The organism is Streptomyces lanatus (assembly GCF_014655715.1).
GTDB lineage: Bacteria > Actinomycetota > Actinomycetes > Streptomycetales > Streptomycetaceae > Streptomyces > Streptomyces lanatus.
In genome coordinates this window covers 72,791-93,565 of record NZ_BNBM01000016.1, presented here as the reverse complement: position 1 = coordinate 93,565, position 20,775 = coordinate 72,791, and the positions used below count along the sequence as shown (strand labels likewise).

Annotated in this window: 18 protein-coding genes; 3 read left to right on the top strand and 15 right to left on the bottom strand. The window is 69.4% G+C overall.

The annotated features are described in order from the left end of the window. Positions 1-9: 9 nt before the first annotated feature. A complete protein-coding gene (locus tag IE325_RS33740) occupies positions 10-435 on the bottom strand; it encodes a DUF948 domain-containing protein (RefSeq protein ID WP_190073921.1) in 426 nt (141 codons plus the stop codon). Positions 436-607: 172 nt separating this feature from the next. Between IE325_RS33740 and IE325_RS33735 the strand changes: the two genes are divergently transcribed. Further along, on the top strand, positions 608-2,764 hold the full coding sequence (locus tag IE325_RS33735) for an ATP-binding protein (protein WP_190073920.1): 2,157 nt from the start codon (positions 608-610) through the stop codon (positions 2,762-2,764). A 29-nt stretch (positions 2,765-2,793) separates the two neighbouring features. On the opposite strand, the gene rpsD is transcribed toward IE325_RS33735, so the two are convergent. The 5 genes from rpsD to IE325_RS33710 form a co-directional block, all read right to left on the bottom strand. Next, positions 2,794-3,408, bottom strand: coding sequence for a 30S ribosomal protein S4 (gene rpsD, locus IE325_RS33730; protein WP_190073919.1), 615 nt, complete (start codon positions 3,406-3,408; stop codon positions 2,794-2,796). Positions 3,409-3,703: 295 nt separating this feature from the next. Next, positions 3,704-5,059 carry a replication-associated recombination protein A gene (locus IE325_RS33725; RefSeq protein WP_190073918.1) on the bottom strand — a complete coding sequence of 452 codons (1,356 nt, stop codon included), beginning with the start codon at positions 5,057-5,059 and terminating at the stop codon, positions 3,704-3,706. Between the two features lie 44 nt (positions 5,060-5,103). Beyond that, positions 5,104-5,760 (bottom strand): vitamin K epoxide reductase family protein, encoded by a 657-nt coding sequence (locus IE325_RS33720; protein ID WP_190073917.1) that lies wholly within the window; start codon positions 5,758-5,760, stop codon positions 5,104-5,106. A 185-nt stretch (positions 5,761-5,945) separates the two neighbouring features. Then, a complete protein-coding gene (hisS, locus tag IE325_RS33715; protein ID WP_190073916.1) occupies positions 5,946-7,208 on the bottom strand; it encodes a histidine--tRNA ligase in 1,263 nt (420 codons plus the stop codon). 11 nt (positions 7,209-7,219) lie between these two features. Further along, entirely contained in the window at positions 7,220-7,927 is a 708-nt protein-coding gene (locus IE325_RS33710) for an MBL fold metallo-hydrolase (RefSeq protein WP_190073915.1), read from the bottom strand. A gap of 180 nt (positions 7,928-8,107) precedes the next feature. Between IE325_RS33710 and IE325_RS33705 the strand changes: the two genes are divergently transcribed. Further along, positions 8,108-8,956 carry a peptidylprolyl isomerase gene (locus IE325_RS33705; protein WP_190073914.1) on the top strand — a complete coding sequence of 283 codons (849 nt, stop codon included), beginning with the start codon at positions 8,108-8,110 and terminating at the stop codon, positions 8,954-8,956. 135 nt (positions 8,957-9,091) lie between these two features. Further along, the gene (locus IE325_RS33700; RefSeq protein ID WP_190073913.1) at positions 9,092-10,321 is read left to right on the top strand and encodes a DUF349 domain-containing protein; all 1,230 of its coding nucleotides are present in this window, start codon (positions 9,092-9,094) and stop codon (positions 10,319-10,321) included. Between the two features lie 69 nt (positions 10,322-10,390). On the opposite strand, the gene IE325_RS33695 is transcribed toward IE325_RS33700, so the two are convergent. The 9 genes from IE325_RS33695 to IE325_RS33655 all read right to left on the bottom strand — a co-directional run bounded on the left by IE325_RS33695 (position 10,391) and on the right by IE325_RS33655 (position 20,735). Then, positions 10,391-12,910: a RelA/SpoT family protein gene (locus IE325_RS33695; RefSeq protein WP_190073912.1), complete on the bottom strand. Its 2,520-nt coding sequence runs from the start codon at positions 12,908-12,910 to the stop codon at positions 10,391-10,393. A 491-nt stretch (positions 12,911-13,401) separates the two neighbouring features. After that, positions 13,402-13,941, bottom strand: a complete 540-nt coding sequence (locus IE325_RS33690) for an adenine phosphoribosyltransferase (protein ID WP_190073911.1) — start codon at positions 13,939-13,941, stop codon at positions 13,402-13,404. Then, positions 13,938-15,056, bottom strand: a complete 1,119-nt coding sequence (secF, locus tag IE325_RS33685) for a protein translocase subunit SecF (protein ID WP_190073910.1) — start codon at positions 15,054-15,056, stop codon at positions 13,938-13,940. The genes IE325_RS33690 and secF overlap by 4 nt, the downstream gene beginning before the upstream one ends. Position 15,057: 1 nt before the next feature. After that, on the bottom strand, positions 15,058-16,794 hold the full coding sequence (secD, locus tag IE325_RS33680) for a protein translocase subunit SecD (protein WP_190073909.1): 1,737 nt from the start codon (positions 16,792-16,794) through the stop codon (positions 15,058-15,060). Positions 16,795-16,926: 132 nt separating this feature from the next. Then, positions 16,927-17,427, bottom strand: a complete 501-nt coding sequence (yajC, locus tag IE325_RS33675) for a preprotein translocase subunit YajC (RefSeq protein ID WP_190073908.1) — start codon at positions 17,425-17,427, stop codon at positions 16,927-16,929. A 176-nt stretch (positions 17,428-17,603) separates the two neighbouring features. Next, positions 17,604-18,674: a Holliday junction branch migration DNA helicase RuvB gene (ruvB, locus tag IE325_RS33670; protein ID WP_190073907.1), complete on the bottom strand. Its 1,071-nt coding sequence runs from the start codon at positions 18,672-18,674 to the stop codon at positions 17,604-17,606. A gap of 48 nt (positions 18,675-18,722) precedes the next feature. Next, positions 18,723-19,328: a Holliday junction branch migration protein RuvA gene (gene ruvA / locus IE325_RS33665; RefSeq protein WP_190073906.1), complete on the bottom strand. Its 606-nt coding sequence runs from the start codon at positions 19,326-19,328 to the stop codon at positions 18,723-18,725. After that, the gene (ruvC, locus tag IE325_RS33660) at positions 19,325-19,864 is read right to left on the bottom strand and encodes a crossover junction endodeoxyribonuclease RuvC (RefSeq protein ID WP_190073905.1); all 540 of its coding nucleotides are present in this window, start codon (positions 19,862-19,864) and stop codon (positions 19,325-19,327) included. The genes ruvA and ruvC overlap by 4 nt, the downstream gene beginning before the upstream one ends. Before the next feature lie 118 nt (positions 19,865-19,982). Next, a complete protein-coding gene (locus IE325_RS33655) occupies positions 19,983-20,735 on the bottom strand; it encodes a YebC/PmpR family DNA-binding transcriptional regulator (RefSeq protein ID WP_190073904.1) in 753 nt (250 codons plus the stop codon). Between the last annotated feature and the right edge of the window lie 40 nt (positions 20,736-20,775).

Sequence of the window (20,775 nt, the reverse complement as noted above, 5' to 3'; positions counted from 1 at the left end):
TCTCAGTCCTTACTTCCGCTTGCGTCGTGCGGCGGGGACCGTGCGGCCCACGATCACGTTACGCCGGGGTGCCTTCGCGGGCGCGTCGTCCTTGCGGCCGCCGAGGGCGCGGCGGACGCCGTAGCCGAAGGCCGCGACCTTGACCAGGGGGCCGCCGAAGGTGGAGGCGACGGTGGTCGACAGCGCGGAGGCGTTCGACGTGACCTCCTGGACGTCGGAGGCGATCGCGTCGACGCGGTCGATCTGGGTCTGCGCGGAGCGCACCGCCGTGGACGCCTCTGCCAGGAGCGGGACGGCCTGGTCGGTCACGTCCGCGACGAGCTTGGTGGTCGCCTTGAGCGTCTGGGCCAGCCTCGCCAGCGCGACGGCGAGGAAGGAGACCAGGATCGCCCAGAAGACGGCCACCAGGATCCCGGCAACCTCTCCACCGGACACTGTGTGCACCCGCTCCCTGAAACGTGCCTCTGCATCGGTCTACATCGAAAAAGTCGTGCACCGAGCCTATCGCGCCGGGGGCGTCGCTCTGCACCGGATTACCGCTCGGGCGAGGCCGGGTCGCGAGAAGCGATTGTACGGACCGAACACGCTTCAGTACGCTCCGTATTCCATGCGGGATCAACGGCGCCCCCACTCCCCCGACTCCGGCAATCTGCCCCTGGAACTCAGCACGTTCGTCGGCCGTTCGGCCGAACTCGGCGAGCTGACCGGGGCGCTCACCGACGCACGGCTGGTCACGGTGACCGGGGCCGGCGGCGTCGGCAAGTCACGGCTGGCGGCGCACGCGGCCTCGCGGTGTGCTCCGCGCGACGGGGTGTGGCATGTGGAGCTGACGCCGGTGCGCGATCCGGAGTTCGTCGACTACGCGGTCGTGGAGGCGCTCGGGCTGACGGATCACACGACACGGCTGCCCCGCGAGACGCTGCTCGCGCACCTCGCCGGGCGTGAACTCCTGTTGATCCTGGACGGTTTCGAGCACCTGGTGGACGCCTGCGCGGAGCTGGTGACGGATCTGCTGCGCCGGGTGCCGGGCCTGACGGTGCTCGCCGTGGGGCGCAGGCCGCTGGACGTGGCGGGCGAGCTCCTGTCACCGCTGGCGCCGCTGGGCGAGGACGACGCCGTGGAGCTGCTCGTGGCGCGGGCGGCACAGCACGGGGTGGCGGTGCGGGACGAGGCGGACGTACGGGAGTTGTGCCGGCGTATGGACGGGATCCCGCTGGCCATCGAGCTGGCCGCGGGGCGGCTGCGGACGCTGTCTCCGGGGCAGGTGCTGGAGCGGCTCGCCGACCGGTTCCGGCTGCTGACCGGCGGCGGGCGGGACGGTCCCGAGCGGCATCGGACGCTGCGTACGGCCGTCGGCTGGAGCCATGAACTGTGCACGCCCGAGGAGCGGTTGCTGTGGGCGCGGCTGTCGGTGTTCGCGGGCCGGTTCGACCTGGACGCGGTGGAATACGTGTGCGCCGGCCAGGGCCTGCACGCCGATGACGTCCTCGATGTGCTCTCGGAGCTGCTCGCGCAGTCGGTGCTCGCGCGCGAGGAGACCGAGGCCGGCGTGCGCTATCGCATGCTGGACACGATCCGGGCCTACGGTGCCGAGTGGCTGACGGCGATGGGGGACGCGGCCCGGCTGCGGCGTCGACACCGGGACTGGTATCTGGGGCTGACGACCTGGTGCGAGCTGGAGTGGTTCTCGCCGCGGCAGGGCGAGGTGGCCGCCCGTGTCGAGGCGGAGCTGCCGAATCTGCGCTGTGCCCTGGAGTACTGCCTGGGCGAGCCGGACGAGGCGCATCTGGGCCACTATCTCGCGGGTTCCCTGTGGTTCTACTGGGTCGGCTGCGGCCGGCTGTCGGAGGGGCGGCACTGGCTGGAGCAGGCCGTGGCGCTGGACTCCGGGCGTGAGCGGTCGCGGCTGAAGGCGCTGTGGGTGCTCGGCTATGTGGCGATCCTGCAGGGCGACGCGGTACCGGCCCTCGGGGCGCTGCATGAGTGCCGGGAGGAAGCGGAGCGGGCCGGCGACCCCACGGCGGTGGCGTACGCCGAGCACCGCTTGGGCTGTCTGGCGCTGGTGTCGGACGACATGGAGCGCGCGGAGACGCTGCTGGGCTCGGCGCTCGGCCGCTATCAGGAGATCGGTGAGCTCAACAGCAATGTGCTGATGGGCCAGGTCGAGCTGGCGATGACGCGGGCGTTCCAGGGCGATCTACCGGACGCGGTGCGGCTCTGCGAGGACGTCCGCCGGGTGTGCGAGGACCACGGCGAGCGCTGGGCGCGCTCCTACGCGCTGTATGTCCTGGCGTACGCCGCCTGGGCCGACGGCGACCTGACCGGCGCCCGCGCGCTGCTCGCCGACTGCCTGGCCGCCGCCCACTCCTTCCACGACCTGCTCGGTTCGGTGCTGGCCGTGGAGCTGCTGGCCCTGGTCACGGGCGCGGAGGGCGATGCCGCGGAGGCCGCGGTTCTCCAGGGCGCGGCGGGCGGAATGTGGCCGTCCGTGGGGCTGCCGCTGTTCGGCTCGGCCTGTTTCAACGCCCCGCACGAGCTGTGCGAGACGGCGGCGCGGGAGCGGCTGGGCGACGAGGGGTACGAGGAGTGCTCACGGCGGGGGACGGAACTGGACCGGGAGGCGGCGGTGCGCAGGGCGCTGGGGCAGCGGCCCGTCGATGCCCTGCCTTCGCCCCGGGGCCCGGTCCGGCATACGCAGGCGACCCTGGGCATGCGAAAGCCCGCCGCCTCCCCCACCCGCAAGGGCGGGGAGACGACGGGCTGAGGCGCAGGTGTCCTACGGCCGCTGAAGGATCAACGGGCGTAGTACTCGACGACGAGCTGCTCGTCGCAGATCACCGGGATCTCCTTGCGGTTCGGCTCACGGTCCAGGCGGAACGCCAGGGCCTTGAGGTTCACCTGGAGGTAGCGCGGGGTCTCACCGTCGGGGGCGAAGCCGCCCTCGCGGGCGATGGAGAAGAGGGTCTTCTCGCGGCTGCGCTCGCGGACCATCACGACGTCGTCGGGACGGACGCGGAACGACGGCTTGTCGACCTTGCCGCCGTTGACCTCGATGTGGCCGTGAACGACCATCTGACGGGCCTGGTAGATGGTGCGGGCGATGCCCGAACGCAGGACCAGGGCGTCGAGACGACGCTCGAGCTCGATGATCAGGGCCTCACCGGTCTTGCCCTGAACCTTGGAGGCACGCTCGTAGGCGCGGACGAGCTGACGCTCGGACACGTCGTACTGCGCACGCAGACGCTGCTTCTCCAGCAGACGGACCTTGTAGTCCGAGTTCTGCTTGCGGCCACGGCCGTGCTCACCCGGCGGGTAGGGACGGGCCTCGAAGTACTTGACGGCCTTCGGGGTCAGCGCGATGCCGAGGGCACGCGACTTCTTGACCTTGGGGCGGGACTGGTTCGCCACGATCTCTCATTTCTTGGTGTTCGGCTTGTCAGAGTGTTGAGGGAGGTCGCATCCGCAGCCGGGGAAACCCTCCTCGTCCTTGCGGACGGGGTGGGCAGCCGCTCCCCTGGTCTGGGCACATACGTGCAGCACGCGAGTGGCCCACCGACCGGTCCCGTCGTGCGACGGATGGTGGTGGGCTGCCCGCGACACCATTCGAACGGTGCGCGACGCTCCTGGAACCCCTGGGGGTTCCGGCTGACCGTCCCGATCTGACTGCACGGGACACAGCACTTCGACGAATTCTACAGGCTGCTCAGGACCGCTTGCGACCGAGGTGCTTCCTGGTCCACTCCACGGCGTCCGCGTACCGCGCCTCGGCTCCGTGCCGGGTCGGCGCGTAGTACTCGCGGTCCTTGAGGGCGTCCGGGGCGTACTGCTGCTCGGCGATGCCCTCGGACAGGTCGTGCGGATACACGTACCCCTGCGCGTGCCCGAGCTTGGCGGCGCCCTTGTAGTGGCCGTCTCTGAGATGCGGCGGCACGGGTCCCGCCATCCCCTTGCGTACGTCGTCCATGGCGGCGCCGATCGCCGTCGTCGCGGAGTTGGACTTGGGGGCCAGCGCGAGGGCGATGGTGGCGTGGCTGAGGGTGAGGGCGGCCTCGGGGAAGCCGATCATGGCGACGGCCTGGGCGGCGGCGACGGCCATGGGCAGGGCGTTCGGGTCGGCGAGGCCGATGTCCTCGCTGGCGGAGATCATCAGACGGCGGGCGATGAAGCGCGGGTCCTCGCCGGCCTCGATCATCCGGGCCAGATAGTGCAGGGCGGCGTCGACGTCGGAGCCTCGGATGGACTTGATGAGGGCGCTGGCCACGTCGTAGTGCTGGTCGCCGTCGCGGTCGTACTTCACCGCGGCGCGGTCGACGGTCTGCTCCAGCGTCTGGAGGCTGATCTCGCTCTCGCCCTGGTCCAGGGCGGCCCCCGCGGCGGCCTCCAGGGCGGTGAGCGCCCGGCGGGCGTCGCCGCCCGCGATGCGCAGCAGGTGCTCCTCGGTGTCCTCGGGCAGGGCGACGGCGTCCTTCAGGCCGCGCTCGTCGCTCTGCGCCCGCCGCAGGAGGCCTCTGATGTCGTCGTCGGTGAGGGGTTCGAGGGTGAGCAGGAGGGAGCGGGACAGCAGGGGGGAGATGATCGAGAAGTACGGGTTCTCGGTGGTCGCCGCGATCAGGGTCACCCAGCGGTTCTCGACGGCCGGGAGGAGGGAGTCCTGCTGGGCCTTGCTGAAGCGGTGGATCTCGTCGAGGAAGAGGACGGTCTCCTTGCCGAAGCCGCCGGTGGCGCGGCGGGCGCCGTCGATGACCGCGCGGACCTCCTTGACGCCGGCGGTGATCGCGGAGAGCTCCACGAAACGCTTGTTGGTGGCCTTGGAGACGACGTACGCGAGGGTGGTCTTGCCGGTGCCGGGCGGGCCCCAGAGGATCACCGAGGACGGTCCGGCGGGGCCGCCGCCGGATTCGCCGACGAGCCGGCGCAGCGGCGAGCCCGGTTTCAGCAGATGCTGCTGGCCCACGACCTCGTCCAGGGTGCGCGGGCGCATGCGCACCGCCAGGGGACTCCCCGCGGGGTCCTTCTCCTGGCGTTCTTCTGCGGCGGCGGTGAACAGGTCGGGCTCCACGTCAAGAACCCTAAATCACCGCACTGACAACGCGGGCCGTGAGGTCAGCCGGTCCAGAAATCCCACCAGCGGGTCAGGATCAGCATGCCGATGATGCCGATGTGCAGCACGGGCATGACCCAGGTGAACTCGCCGAAGAAACCCTTGAGCCAGTTCGGCGCGGGCAGGAAGCCATTGCGGACGTTGAACGACGTCACGTACCAGAACATGATGATCGTCGCGACCCAGGCCAGCGAGCACCACAGGCACAGGGCGTTGATGTTGTACAGCGACTGGTACATCAGCCAGGCGCAGAAGACCACGCCGAACAGGGTGCCGGCGTTGAAGGTGAGCCAGTACCAGCGCGGGAAGCGGGCGCGGGCGAGCAGGCTCATGCCGACGCCGATGACGATGCCGTAGGCGACCAGGCCGAGCATCGGGTTGGGGAACCCGAAGACGGCGGCCTGCTTGCTCTCCATGACGCTGCCGCAGGACACGACGGGGTTCAGGCTGCAGCCCGGGGTGAACGTCTTCCCTTCGACCTTGGCCTCGAGCAGCTTGAACTTGTCGATCGTGATGACCCACGCGGCAAGCAGCCCCGCCGCGCCGGTGATCACCAGCATCAGGGCGAGGGCACGGCTTCCGCCCACCGCGCGCGGTGCCGCCTCCGCAGGCTCCGACTCGGGCTCGGTGGAGACGTCTTTGACTGTCGTCTTGCTCATCACGCCGATTCCGTCACTTGAGACTTGGAGTTTCTCCGGACAGGGCACATTGTGCCGTACACGCACGTGTGCCCACCGTTCGCTGCGTATAAGGAAATACGCGCGATCAAGTAGAGGTGCTCAGTTCAGGACACTGATGAAACAGACAGGGCGGGGACCATTCGGTCCCCGCCCTGTTCGCGGAATCAGCCCAAACGGGCTTCCAGCTCCGCCACGATCTCGTTGACGCCGATCGCCGACTGCTCGCCGGACTCCATGTCCTTGAGCTGTACGACGCCCTCGGCGAGGTCCCGCTCACCGGCGACGACCGTGTAGCGGGCGCCGCTGCGGTTGGCGTTCTTCATGGCGCCCTTGAGGCCCTTGGCGCCGTAGGAGAAGTCCGCCGCGATACCGACCTTGCGCAGCTCGGTGACCTTGGCGAACAGCACCCGGCGGGCCTCCTCGCCGAGCGGCACCGCGAACACGCTGGTCGTGGAGGGGAGTTCGAGCTCCACGCCCTCCGCCTCCAGGGCGAGGACCGTGCGGTCGACGCCGAGGGCCCAGCCGACGGACGGCAGCGCGGGGCCGCCGATCATCTCGGACAGCCCGTCGTAGCGGCCGCCGCCGCCCACCGCGGACTGGGAGCCCAGACCGTCGTGGACGAACTCGAAGGTCGTGCGCGTGTAGTAGTCCAGGCCACGGACCAGCTTCGGGTCGTCCTCGAAGGCGACGCCGGCTGCGGTGATCAGCTCGCGGACCTCCTCGTGGTACGCCTTGCAGGCGTCGCACAGGTAGTCGCGCAGCAGCGGGGCGTCCCCGAGCTGCTTCTGGACGGCCTCCCGCTTGTCGTCCAGGACGCGCAGCGGGTTGATCTCGGCGCGGGCCCGCGTGTCCTCGTCGATGTCCAGGCCGCGCAGGAAGTCCTGCAGCGCGGCGCGGTACACCGGGCGGCACTCCTTGTCGCCGAGGCTGTTGAGCAGGATCCGGAAGTTCCTGAGGCCCAGCGAGCGGTAGGCCTGGTCGGCCAGGATGATCAGCTCGGCGTCCAGCGCCGGGTCCTCGGCGCCGATCGCCTCCGCGCCGACCTGGGAGAAGTGCCTGTAGCGGCCCTTCTGGGGGCGCTCGTAACGGTAGTAGGAGCCGGAGTACCAGAGCTTGACGGGGAGGTTGCCCGCCTTGTGCAGGTTGGCCTCCAGAGCCGCGCGCAGGACCGAGGCCGTGCCCTCGGGGCGCAGGGCGAGCCGGTCGCCGCCCTTGGTCTCGAAGGCGTACATCTCCTTGGTCACGATGTCGGTGGACTCACCGACACCGCGCGCGAACAGCTCGACGCTCTCGAAGCCGGGCGTCTCGATGTAGCCGTAGCCGGAGTTGCGCAGGGGGGCGGCGATCGCCTCTCGGACGGCCAGGTACTTGGCGGAGTCCGGCGGGATCAGGTCGTACGTGCCCTTGGGGGCCTTGAAGGTGCTCACGGAAGGTCTCGTCACATTCCTCGTCGGGGAGCTTCCTGGGCTCCCAGGCCGGCGGCCACCTGCCGCAGATAGGGGTTGGTGGCGCGCTCCTGGCCGATGGTCGTCTGGGGGCCGTGGCCGGACAGCACCACGGTCGAGTCGTCGAGCGGCAGGCACACGCGTGCCAGCGAGTCGAGCATCTCGGCCATGTCGCCGCCGGGCATGTCGGTGCGTCCGATGGAGCCGGCGAACAGCAGGTCGCCCGAGAACATGATCGGCGGGATGTCCGCCGCCTCGGGCATATCGAAGGTCACCGACCCCTTGGTATGGCCCGGCGCGTGCGCGACGGAGAGCTCCATCCCCGCCAGCTCCAGCTTCGCGCCGTCCGTCAGCTCCTTGACGTCGTCCGGCTCCCCGATGGTCAGCTCGCCCATCAGCTGCATGCCGATGGAACGGCCGAGCGCCTTCTCGGGGTCGCTCATCATGTACCGGTCCTCGGGGTGGATCCAGGCCGGTACGTCGTGCGCACCGCACACGGGGACGACCGAGGCCACGTGGTCGATGTGGCCGTGGGTGAGGACGACGGCGACGGGCTTGAGCCGATGCTTCTTCAGCGTTTCCTCGACTCCAGGGGCCGCCTCGTGGCCCGGGTCGATGATCACGCACTCCTCACCGGCGGCGGGGGCGACGAGATAACAGTTCGTCCCCCAGGCCCCGGCGGGGAACCCGGCAATGAGCACGATCGTCCTTCGTTTGTATCGACACGAGTGGTTTGTCGGCGGGCTCCGCCTGACGTCAGAGCCTACCGGCGCTGCCGATTCCTCAGCGAACCCATATACGGTACGGGGCACACGCAGGCGGTCGGCTCAATGAACACACGCGTACCGGTCGACACTTACGACGCATGAGGAGAGAACCCGGTGGTCAGCCAGGAACAGCGGCGGCGTCAGCTCGCCCGGGAGAAGTTCTTGCGGCAGCAGGAGCGGCGTACGTCCGCCCGACGCAAGGCGCGCACGCGCAACTCGGTGATCGCGGCATCGCTCGGAGTTGTGATCATCGCCATTCTCGCGCTGACCACGACGGATGTCCTCAAGGGCGGCGACAGCAAGGAGAACGCGGGCGCGGAGGTCACGCCGAGCGCGAGCCCGACCAGCAAGGCCCCGGACCCGTGCGAGAAGCCCGCCGAGGGCAAGGTCCCGACGACGACCTGGAAGAAGGAGCCGGCGCTCACCATCGACAAGTCGGCCAAGTACACGATGAAGCTCGCGACGACGTGCGGTGACATAGACATCGACCTCAAGGCGTCGGCCGCGCCGCACACCGTGAACTCGTTCGCCTTCCTGGCCGGAAAGGGCTACCTCGACCACTCCAAGTGCCACCGGCTGACCGACGCCGGCATCTATGTGCTGCAGTGCGGCGACCCCCAGGGCACCGGGATGGGCGGGCCGGGCTACACCATCCCGGACGAGAACCTCAAGGACAAGAGCCTCAAGGGCGGGGTGTACCCCGCGGGCACGGTCGCGATGGCCAACCAGTACAACGCCCAGACCAAGGAGGGGCGCAACACCGGAGGCAGCCAGTTCTTCCTCGTCTACCAGGACAGTCAACTGCCGGCCGACTACACACCGTTCGGCACGGTGTCCGAGGCGGGCATGAAGGTCCTGAAGAAGATCGCGGCCGCCGGAGCCCAGCCCGCGGATCCCACGACCGGGAACACCGCCCCCAACGCGACGGTCGTGATCAACAAGGCAACCGTCACGAAATCCTGACCCCCAACTGCGAAATTTCGGTCGCGCGGGATGCGGACAGGCAACCCGCCGGTCGCCTATGTTGGCCGTGACGAAACTGTGGACGATGCCCGGGGGAGCACAAGCCCCTCGCAGGCATCATGTGGAGGAGGCGCTGTGAGCAGCGACCCGTGGGGCCGCGTCGACGAGACGGGGACCGTGTACGTGCGTACGGCCGACGGCGAGCAGGTTGTCGGCTCTTGGCAGGCAGGCACTCCTGAAGAGGCGCTGGCCTATTTCGAGCGCAAGTACGAGGGCCTGGTTGTCGAGATCGGCCTCCTCGAGAAGCGAGTGAAGACCACCGACCTGTCGGCGAAGGACGCCCAGACCGCGATCGACCACATCCGTGAGCAGGTCGACGCCCATCACGCGGTCGGTGATCTGGACGCCCTGAAGGTCCGCCTGGACAAGCTGGTCGAGACGGTCGGCAAGCGCCGTGAGGAGCGCAAGCAGCAGCGGGCCAAGCAGTCCGACGAGGCGCGCCACGCCAAGGAGGCGCTGGTCGTCGAGGCCGAGGAGCTGGCGCAGTCCGACCAGTGGCGGGCCGCAGGCGAGCGGCTGCGTTCCCTGGTGGACACCTGGAAGGGTCTGCCGCGCCTCGACCGCAAGTCCGATGACGAGCTGTGGCACCGCTTCTCGCACGCCCGCTCGGCGTTCTCCAAGCGGCGCAAGGCGCACTTCGCGCAGCTGGACGCGCAGCGCGAGGAGGCCCGTAAGACCAAGGAGCGCCTGGTCGCCGAGGCCGAGTCGATGTCCGGTTCGACGGACTGGGGTCCGACGGCCGCGCGCTACCGCGAGCTGATGTCGGAGTGGAAGGCCGCGGGGCGTGCCCAGCGCGAGCACGAGGACGACCTGTGGAACCGCTTCCGCGGTGCCCAGGACATCTTCTTCGCGGCCCGCAGCTCGGTGTTCGCCGAGCGGGACGCCGAGCAGGCCGAGAACCTGAAGCTGAAGGAGGAGCTGGCCGGCGAGGCCGAGAAGCTCCTGCCGATCGGCGACCTGAAGGGCGCGCGCGCCGCCTTCCGCTCGATCAACGAGCGCTGGGAGGCGATCGGCCATGTGCCGCGCGACGCCCGCCCGAAGGTCGAGGGCCGGATGCACGCCGTCGAGCGGGCCCTGCAGGAGGCCGAGGAGTCCGAGTGGCGCCGGACCAACCCGGAGGCACGCGCGCGTGCCGAGGGGCTGACCGGTCAGCTCCAGGCCGCCGTGGACAAGCTGACGGGCCAGATCGAGCAGGCGCGCGCCCAGGGCAACAACGCGAAGGCCGACAAGCTGGAGCGTGAGCTGGAGGGCCGCCAGGCACTGCTGGACCAGGCGCTGAAGGGGCTGCAGGAGTTCGGCGGCTGACGGCAGCCGACACAGATACGACGAGAAGGGCCCCGTACGTCAGGTACGGGGCCCTTCTCGTATGTGGTGCTACGACCGGCTGCGCGCCGATGTCACGCGGTACACGTCGTACACGCCCTCCACTCCCCTGACCGCCTTCAGGACGTGCCCGAGGTGCTTGGGGTCGCCCATCTCGAAGGTGAAGCGGGAGGTGGCGACGCGGTCGCGGGAGGTCTGGACGGCCGCGGAGAGGATGTTGACGTGCTGGTCGGAGAGCACGCGGGTGACGTCCGACAGGAGCCGGGAGCGGTCCAGGGCCTCGACCTGGATGGCGACCAGGAAGACCGAGGACTGGGTCGGCGCCCACTCGACCTCGAGGATGCGCTCGGGCTCACGGGAGAGTGACTCCACGTTGACACAGTCGCTGCGGTGAACCGATACACCACTACCACGCGTGACGAAGCCGATGATGGGGTCGCCGGGCACGGGCGTACAGCAGCGGGCCAGCTTGACCCACACGTCCTCGACGCCCTTGACGATGACACCGGGGTCGGCGCTGGAGCGGCGCTTACGGCTGCGGCTGCGGGTCGGCGGGACCGACTCGTCGATCTCCTCGGTGGCCGCTTCCTCGCCGCCGAGCGCCTGGACCAGCTTCTGCACGATGTTCTGTGCGGAGACATGGCCCTCGCCGATCGCCGCGTACAGCGCGGAGATGTCGGCGTAGCGCATCTCATGGGCGAGCGTGACGAGCGAGTCGCCGGTGAGGATGCGCTGGATCGGCAGGTTCTGCTTGCGCATCGCGCGGACGATGGCGTCCTTGCCCTGCTCGATGGCCTCGTCGCGGCGCTCCTTGGAGAACCAGGCCCGGATCTTGTTGCGGGCGCGGGGCGACTTCACGAAGCCGAGCCAGTCGCGGGAGGGGCCCGCGCCGGGTGCCTTGGAGGTGAAGACCTCCACCAGGTCGCCGTTGTCCAGGGTGGACTCGAGCGGTACGAGGCGGCCGTTGACCCGGGCTCCTATGGTGCGGTGGCCGACCTCGGTGTGGACGGCGTACGCGAAGTCGACTGGGGTGGCCCCGGCCGGGAGTGCTATGACGTCGCCCTTGGGCGTGAAGACGAAGACCTCGTTGCGGGACAGGTCGAAGCGCAGGGACTCCAGGAACTCGCCCGGGTCCTCGGTCTCCTTCTGCCAGTCCAGGAGCTGGCGCAGCCACGCCATGTCGTTGAGGTGGTCGTCCTTCTTGCCGGCCTTGGGCACGTCGGTGCGCACCTTGGAGGCACCGGCGACGGCCTCCTGCTTGTACTTCCAGTGCGCGGCGATGCCGTACTCGGCGCGACGGTGCATGTCGAACGTGCGGATCTGGAGCTCGACGGGCTTGCCGTTGGGGCCGATGACCGTCGTGTGCAGCGACTGGTACATGTTGAACTTGGGCATCGCGATGTAGTCCTTGAACCGGCCGGGGACCGGGTTCCATCGCGCGTGCACGGTGCCGAGGGCGGCGTAGCAGTCGCGGACGGTGTCGACGAGGACACGGATGCCCACCAGGTCGTAGATCTCGGCGAAGTCCCTGCCTCGCACGATCATCTTCTGGTAGACGCTGTAGTAGTGCTTCGGGCGCCCGGTGACGGTCGCCTTGATGCGGGCGGCGCGCAGATCCTGCTGGACCTCGTCGGTCACTATGGCCAGGTACTCGTCACGCTTCGGTGCCCGCTCGGCCACCAGCCGTACGATCTCGTCGTACATCTTGGGGTAGAGGATCGCGAAGGCGAGGTCCTCCAGTTCCCACTTGATGGTGTTCATGCCGAGGCGATGGGCGAGCGGCGCGTAGATCTCCAGGGTCTCGCGCGCCTTCTTCTCCTGCTTCTCGCGCTTGAGGTAACGCATGGTGCGCATGTTGTGCAGACGGTCGGCGAGCTTGATGACCAGGACGCGCGGGTCCTTGGCCATGGCCACGACCATCTTGCGCACGGTCTCGGCCTGCGCGGCCTCGCCGAACTTGACCTTGTCCAGCTTGGTGACGCCGTCGACCAGCAGGGCCACGGAGTCGCCGAAATCGCGGCGGAGCTGGTCGAGGCCGTACTCGGTGTCCTCGACGGTGTCATGCAGCAGGCCCGCCATCAGGGTGGCCGGATCCATACCCAGCTCGGCGAGGATGGTGGTGACGGCGAGCGGGTGCGTGATGTACGGGTCGCCGCTCTTGCGCTTCTGGCCGCGGTGCCAGCGCTCGGCGACCTGGTAGGCCTTCTCGATCTGGCGCAGGGTGGCGGTCTCGATCTTCGGGTCATTGCTGCGGACTATGCGCAGCAGCGGCTCCAGGACCGGGTTGTACGGGTTGGAGCGCTGGACGCCGAGGCGCGCGAGACGGGCGCGGACGCGGTTGGAGGAGCCGGTGCGGGCGGGCTGGCCGGTGTTCGGGCGGACCGCGGGTGTCGAGGGCGTGGGCTTGGGGCGAGGAGGCTCGGCCGGCTTGTCGACGGGCGCGGACTGGGCATGCTCGACCGTCCCGCGCGAGTCGTTCTTCGCGTGCGGCGCGTTGGGCGCGGGCTTGGCCGCGGGCGCCGAGGCGGACTCGGGCTTGGCGGCGGTCAGGTGCTGGGCCTCGTCTGGCAAGAGGACTCCTCGTGCGCGATCCGGGTCCCCCGGTCAGGCTCCGGAGACCCCATGGTAGCGAGCCTGCGGCTCAGGATCGCCTTCAGGCCGATGTGAGGGCCGTCTACGGGAGAAACGCACGGGGCGGGCACCGGATTCCTCCGGGCCCGGCGCGGTCACCCTATGTGGTCATCCACAGAGCGATTTAGCGCCACGTTGAAGCCCTTGACCTTGACGCAGATGCTGGTGCCCCGCTCGACCTTCCACGGGTAGCTGCGGTGATCGCAGCCGCAGACACCATTGTCACAACCCTCGCGGCGATCTTCCGTGAGGTCACTACTTGAAATCATCCCGTTTACGAAATCCCGCTCGCACCCACAAGTGGGCTGGTCAGGCGAGCGGGTGGTCGGGATCGATCTTTCATTTCGGATTCGCTCACGCAATGTGCGCAACAAAGAAGGGCGGGTGCCCGGGAAACCCCGGGCACCCGCCCTCAGTGTGTTCTGCCGGCCTCAGACGGTGATCAGCGTCTCCAGCGGCGCACCGGCCAGAGCGGGCTCGAGCCGCTCCCGGCCGCGGAGGAACCCGAGCTCCATGAGGATCGCGACCCCCGCGACCTCCGCTCCGGCCCGTCGGATGAGCTGGAGGGAGGCCTCGACGGTACCGCCGGTGGCGAGGACGTCGTCGACGACCAGGACGCGGTCCTGCCCGCTCAGGTCCTCGGCGTGCACCTCGATCTCGGCCGAGCCGTACTCCAGGTCGTACGCCTGGCTGAGCGTCGCTCCGGGGAGCTTGCCCGCCTTGCGTACGGGGATGAAGCCGATGCCCGCGCGGACGGCGACGGGGGCGCCGAGGATGAAGCCGCGGGCCTCCAGGCCGACGATCTTCGTGGCGCCGGTGTTCGCCGCGATCTCGGCCAGCGCGTCGGTGAGCGCCGTGAAGGCCGCCGGGTCCGCCAGGAGCGGGGTGATGTCCTTGAACATCACGCCCGGCTCCGGGTAGTCCGCGACATCGCGGATACGGCTCAGCAGGAGTTCCTTGACGTCGGTCATCGGCGCTTCCCCGAGGGACGTCCGCGGCCCCGGCCACGGGACGTGGGCTGGTTGCGCGGGCCGACCACCGCGGGGGCGGCGTCCTCCGGCTCGTCGTCCAGCGGCTCGTCGGTACCGGCGGCGTCCGCGGGGGCGCCCTGGGTGGCGGCCTGGGCGCGCTTGGCGAGGACGCGCTTCCTCAGGGCCTTCATCTGCGGCTCGCGCTCCTTGAGGTCGGCGACGAGCGGCGTGGCGATGAAGATCGAGGAGTACGCACCGGCCGCGAGACCCACGAACAGCGACAGCGAGATGTCGTTGAGCATGCCGGCGCCGAGGAAGCCGCCACCGATGAACAGCAGGCCCGCCACCGGCAGCAGCGCGACCACCGTGGTGTTGATGGAGCGGACCAGGGTGCTGTTGATCGAGCGGTTGGCGACATCGCTGTAGGTCCAGCGGGTCTGCTTGGTGATGTCCTTCGTCTGCTCCTTGAGGCTGTCGAAGACGACGACCGTGTCGTAGAGCGAATAACCGAGGATGGTCAGCAGACCGATCACCGTGCCCGGTGTGACCTCGAAGCCCACGAGGGCGTAGATGCCCACCGTGATGGTGATGTCGTGGATCAGGGCGACGAACGCGGCCAGCGCCATGCGCCATTCGAACGCGATCGCCAGATAGATCACCACGAGGACCAGGAAGATCCCGAGGCCCTGCCAGGCCTTGGTGGCGATCTGTTCACCCCAGCTGGGGCCGACCAGCTCGCCGGTGACCTCGTCCTCGGAGAGCTTCAGGTCCTTGGCCAGTTCCGCCGAGACCCTGTCGGCCTCGTTGGTGCCGATGCCCGCGACCTGGATGCGCAGGCTGCCGTTGCCGAGCTTCTGGACGATGGCGTCGTGGCCGGACGCCTCCTCGGCGTACCGCTCGGCCTGGGACACCGAGGCCTGGGTGTTCTTCGGGGTGTTGAAGACCGCGCCGCCCTGGAATTCGATGCCCATGTTCAGGCCGCGCACCGCCAGGCCGACGATGGCCGTGATGGTGATCAGGATCGAGATGCCGTACCAGATCTTGCGGTTGCCGACGAAGTCGTAGCCGACCTCGCCGCGGTGCAGTCGGGCGCCGAGGGTGCCGAGCTTCGACATCTCACGCCTCCTTCGGGTCGACAGGGGCGGAGGGACGGCGGGTGCGGCGCAGCGGTGGCTTGGCTCCCAGTCGCTTGGGATCGAGGCCGGACCACGGGTGGCCGCTCGCGAAGAACTTGGTGCGGGCCAGGAGCGTCAGCAGCGGCTTGGTGAACAGGAACACGACGACCACGTCGAGCAGGGTGGTCAGGCCGAGCGTGAACGCGAAGCCCTGGACCTTGCCGACGGTGACGATGAAGAGCACCGCGGCGGCGAGGAACGACACGAAGTCGGAGACCAGGATGGTGCGCCGGGCGCGCGGCCAGGCACGCTCGACGGCGGGACGCAGCGAGCGGCCCTCCCGGATCTCGTCCCGGACGCGTTCGAAGTACACGATGAACGAGTCCGCTGTGATGCCGATGGCCACGATGGCACCGCAGACGGCCGGCAGGTTCAGCGCGAAGCCGATGGTCGGGCCGAGCAGCGACATGAGCGTGTACGTCAGGGCCGCGGAGGCCAGCAGCGACAGCAGGGCGATCAGCGACAGGCCGCGGTAGTAGACCAGCAGGTAGATCACGACCAGACCGAGGCCGATCGCACCGGCGATCAGACCGGCCTTCAGCTGCTCGCCGCCGAGCGCGGCGGTCACCGTGGTGACGCTGTCCTCCTGGAAGGACAGCGGCAGGGCGCCGTACGACAGCATGTTGGCGAGGCTCTGGGCCTCCTCCTGGGTGAAGCTGCCGGAGATCTGCGCGTTACCGCCGCCGATGGCGCTCTGGACGAACGGGTGGGAGACGACCTCGTCGTCCAGGACGATCGCGAACTCGTTCTGCGGGGTGGTCTGCTGCGCGAGCTTGGCGGTGATGTCGGCGAACTTCTTGGCACCGGCGGAGTTGAAGGTCATGTCGACCTGCCAGCCCGCGGCACTCTGGGTGTTGAAGCTCGCCTGGGCCTTCTTGATCTCGGTGCCGTCGACGTCGACCGGGCCCAGCAGGAACTTGCTCCACTGGCCGCCGTCCTGGCCGCAGGCCACGGTCGGCTCGCCCTGCTTGGCTCCCTTGCCGGCGGTGGCACGCTGCTTGGGGTCGGCGCAGTTGAGCGCGGCGTACTGCTTCTCCAGATCGCCGGACGCGGAGCCGGAGGTGCTGGTCGGAGACGGGCTGCCGGAGGCCTTGGGGCTGTTGCTCGCGGACGGCGTGGCGTCCGCCTTCAGCGCGTCGGTGACAGCGCGGCCCTGGGAGGTGGCGGTGGCCGACGGGCTGGGGGAGCCGGACGTCGCGGAGTCCTTGGCCTTGTCCGTGCCGGACGCGCTCGGGGAACCGCTCGGGGTGGGCGTCGCCGCCGCGCCGGCGGCGGCCTCCCGCTGCAGGACCGGCCGGAAGTAGAGCTTGGCGGTGGTGCCGACCTGCGCCCGGGCTTCCTTCGCGTTCGTGCCCTTGGGGATGTTGACGATGATGTTCTTGTCGCCCTGGGTCTGTACCTCGGACTCCGAGACACCCAGACCATTGACACGGCGTTCCATGATCTCGACCGCGGTGTCCATGTTGGTCTTGTTGATCGCGGATTCCTGACCGGGCTCGGCGACCGCGCGAAGCGTAATGCTCGTGCCGCCTGCCAGGTCGATGCCGAGTCGCGGAGTGGTGTGTCCCGAGGCGAACATCCCCCCGGTGAGCGCCGCGATGGCGATCAGGATGAGGGCCAGCGAGCGCCCTGGCTTGCTCTGGGCGCCCGCGCTGCGGCCCTTCTTAGGTGCTGCCACCTTCTCGTACTCCCTCTCGGGCCGCCTCGCTCCGGGTCAATGGACGAGCGGCCATGACATGGTGTCGGGATCCCGTGCGAAGTCGGCATGCCCGGGGGCGCGCAGGCATGGCCCGCGCGCCCCGGAACATGGCTACTTCGCGTCGGAGTCGCCGCCGTCGGTCTTCTTCGGCTCGTCGTCCGCCTTGGCGTCGGCGGTCACGGCGTCCGACGGCTCGTCGGCCTCTTCCGTCTCGTCCTTCTTACCGAGGTCGACGGACTTCTCGTCGGAGGCGGCGGCAGCGGCGGGCTCGTCGGTCTCGGTGAGGGAGGAGGCGTCGTCCGGGACGACGTCGGACTTCAGGTCGTGCTCAATGCCGTGCACGATGCGGTTGTACTCGTCGTCGGAGAGGACGGCACCGATCGCGTTCTTGGCGAAGAGAAGCTCCACGCCCGGCCCGGCGTCAACGAGGACGGTGTCGTCGCTGACCTCCTTGACGGTGGCGTACAAGCCCCCGATGGTGCGGATACCGGATCCGGGCTGCATCTGGTTCCGCATGTCGGTGGCCTGCTGCTGCTTCTTCTTGGCCGACCGGGTCATCAGGAACATGGCCCCGATGAGCACGATGAACGGGAGGAGGGTCACGAGACTCACGGGTCGGAACTTCCTTCACACGACCGCGATGGTGAGCGGCCTGATGGTTGGGGGATTTGTCTGCCGCCGACAAGGGCGGCATCGGCGGAGTCTAAGCGAGTCTCCGCGCATGGAACAACGCTCAGCATGGCACCGGGGTTCCTGCCCCGGCCACTGAGCTCGCCGTCACGGATCCATCACGCCCCGAACAGGTCCTGTTGTCCGTTTCCCGCAGCTGACGACCGCGGCGGGGTGAGGCCGAGATGCGCCCATGCCGCGGGAGTGGCGACCCGGCCACGGGGAGTACGGGCGAGCAGGCCCTCCCGGACGAGGAACGGCTCGGCCACCTCTTCCACGGTCTCACGCTCCTCCCCCACGGCGACCGCGAGCGTCGACAGGCCGACCGGACCGCCGCCGAACAGCTTGAGCAGGGCCTCCAGCACACCGCGGTCGAGCCGGTCGAGGCCTCTGGCGTCGACCTCGTACACCGCGAGGGCGGCTCCCGCGATGTCCCGCGTGATGATCCCGTCCGCCTTGACCTGGGCATAGTCGCGGACCCTGCGCAGCAGCCGGTTGGCGATACGGGGTGTGCCGCGGGAGCGGCCGGCGATCTCGGCGGCCCCGTCGGCCTCTATCTCGACGTCGAGGAGGTTGGCGGAGCGGTGGATGACGCGCTCCAGCTCGGCGGGCTCGTAGAACTCCATGTGCGCGGTGAAGCCGAAGCGGTCGCGCAGCGGGGGTGGCAGCAGGCCCGCGCGGGTGGTGGCGCCGACCAGGGTGAAGGGGGGCAGCTCCAACGGGATGGCGGTGGCGCCCGGGCCCTTGCCGACGATCACGTCGACGCGGAAGTCCTCCATCGCCATGTACAGCATCTCCTCGGCGGGCCGGGACATGCGGTGGATCTCGTCGAGGAAGAGGACCTCGCCCTCCTGGAGGGAGGAGAGGATCGCGGCGAGATCGCCGGCATGCTGGATGGCGGGGCCGGAGGTGATGCGGATGGGGGCGCCCATCTCGGCCGCGATGATCATCGAGAGGGTGGTCTTGCCCAGGCCGGGAGCGCCGGAGAGCAGCACATGGTCGGCGGTGGCGCCACGCGCGCGTGCGGCGCGCAGAACGAGGTCGAGCTGTTCGCGGACCTTCTCCTGGCCGATGAACTCGCCCAGGTCCTTCGGGCGCAGCGCGGCCTCGACGGCCTGGTCCTCACGGTCGGCGACAGAGCCCACCAGCCGCTCGGGGGCGGTGCTGTCGGTGGTGTCGTCCCAGTTCATTGGCTGTGCCTCGGGGGTCGCGGTGGATGTCGTGGTCGGGTCGGTCGATCAGCGCGCTCTGTTCAGGGTCTGCAGCGCCGCCTTCAGCAGCTGGCCGACCTGCGGAGTGCCCTCGGCCGCCTCCGCCTGCGGGGCCACGGCGGATACGGCCTCGTCGGCCTCCCTCGTCGCGTAGCCGAGGCCGATCAGGGCGGCGTGCAGCTGGTCGCGCCAGCCCTGGGTCACCGGGGCGCCGATCGCAGGGGCGCCGATGGGCTCGCCCAGGCGGTCCTTGAGCTCCAGGAGCAGCTTCTGGGCGCCCTTCTTGCCGATGCCGGGGACAGCGGTGAGCGACTTCTCGTCGGCGGTGGCGACGGCTCGGCGCAGGGCGTCGGGCGAGTGCACCGCCAGCATCGCCTGGGCAAGCCGGGGGCCGACCCCGCTCGCGGTCTGGAGCAGCTCGAACGTCTGCCGTTCGTCGTCGTCCGCGAAGCCGTACAGGGTGAGGGAGTCCTCGCGGACCACCAGGGAGGTGTGCAGCTTGGCGGGCTTGCCGAGACGCAGCGTGGACAGCGTGTTCGGCGTGCACTGGACGGCCATGCCGACCCCGCCCACCTCGACGACCGCGGCGTCCGGAGCGAGTGCGGCCACTGTGCCGCTGACGAAGGCGATCATGCCGTACGGCCTTTCGGTGCTTTGGCGGTGTGCAGGGCGACGGCCTGCTGGAGTCGGTTCTGCGCGGGCGCGCGCCAGATGTGGCAGATGGCGAGCGCGAGGGCGTCGGCGGCGTCGGCCGGCTTGGGCGGGGCGCTGAGCCGGAGCAGCCGGGTGACCATGGCGCCGACCTGGGCCTTGTCGGCGCGGCCGGAGCCGGTGACGGCGGCCTTGACCTCGCTCGGGGTGTGCAGTGCGACGGGGATGCCGCGGCGGGCCGCGCAGAGCATGGCGACCGCGCTCGCCTGGGCGGTGCCCATGACCGTACGGACGTTGTGCTGGCTGAACACCCGCTCCACGGCGACGAATTCGGGACGGTATTCGTCCAGCCACTGCTCGATGCCCTGCTCGACGGCGACGAGGCGGTGCCCGAGCTCGGCGTCGGCGGGCGTACGGACGACACCGACGCCGAGCATGGTCAGCGGCCGCCCGGCGACGCCTTCGACCACACCGACACCGCATCGCGTCAGCCCCGGGTCCACCCCCAGTACGCGCACCCCCACACCCCTTCTTCGATCGCCTGTTTGTGCAGGCTATCTGCTGCCACCGACAACGGCGGCGGGCCGGTGGGGTGTGTCCCACCGGCCCGCCGAAACCGCTCAGTTCGCGGCAGCGCTACGCGTCGACCTTCTCCATGATCTCGTCGCTGACGTCGAAGTTGGCGAAGACGTTCTGCACGTCGTCGCTGTCCTCGAGCGCGTCGATCAGCCTGAAGATCTTCCTGGCGCCTTCCTCGTCCAGCTCGACCTGCACCGACGGCAGGAAGCTGGAGTCGGCGGAGTCGTAGTCGATGCCCGCGTCCTGGAGGGCGGTGCGGACCGCGACCAGGTCGGTGGCCTCGCTGACGACCTCGAAGGACTCACCGAGGTCGTTGACCTCCTCGGCGCCCGCGTCCAGGACGGCGGTGAGGACGTCGTCCTCGCTCAGCTCGCCCTTGGGGACGATGACGACGCCCTTGCGGCTGAACATGTACGACACCGAGCCGGGGTCGGCCATGTTGCCGCCGTTGCGGGTCATGGCGACGCGGACGTCGGAGGCGGCGCGGTTGCGGTTGTCGGTGAGGCACTCGATGAGCACCGCGACGCCGTTCGGGCCGTAACCTTCGTACATGATCGTCTCGTAGTCGGCGCCACCGGCCTCGAGACCACCGCCGCGCTTGATCGCGGAGTCGATGTTCTTGTTCGGCACCGACTGCTTCTTCGCCTTCTGGACGGCGTCATAGAGCGTCGGATTGCCTTCGAGGTCCACGCCGCCCATGCGCGCCGCGACCTCGATGTTCTTGATGAGCTTCGCGAAGAGCTTGCCGCGCTTGGCGTCGATCACGGCCTTCTTGTGCTTCGTCGTGGCCCATTTAGAGTGGCCGGACATCTGCCTGTCTCCTTCGCGTAACCCATCTCTGAACGAACTC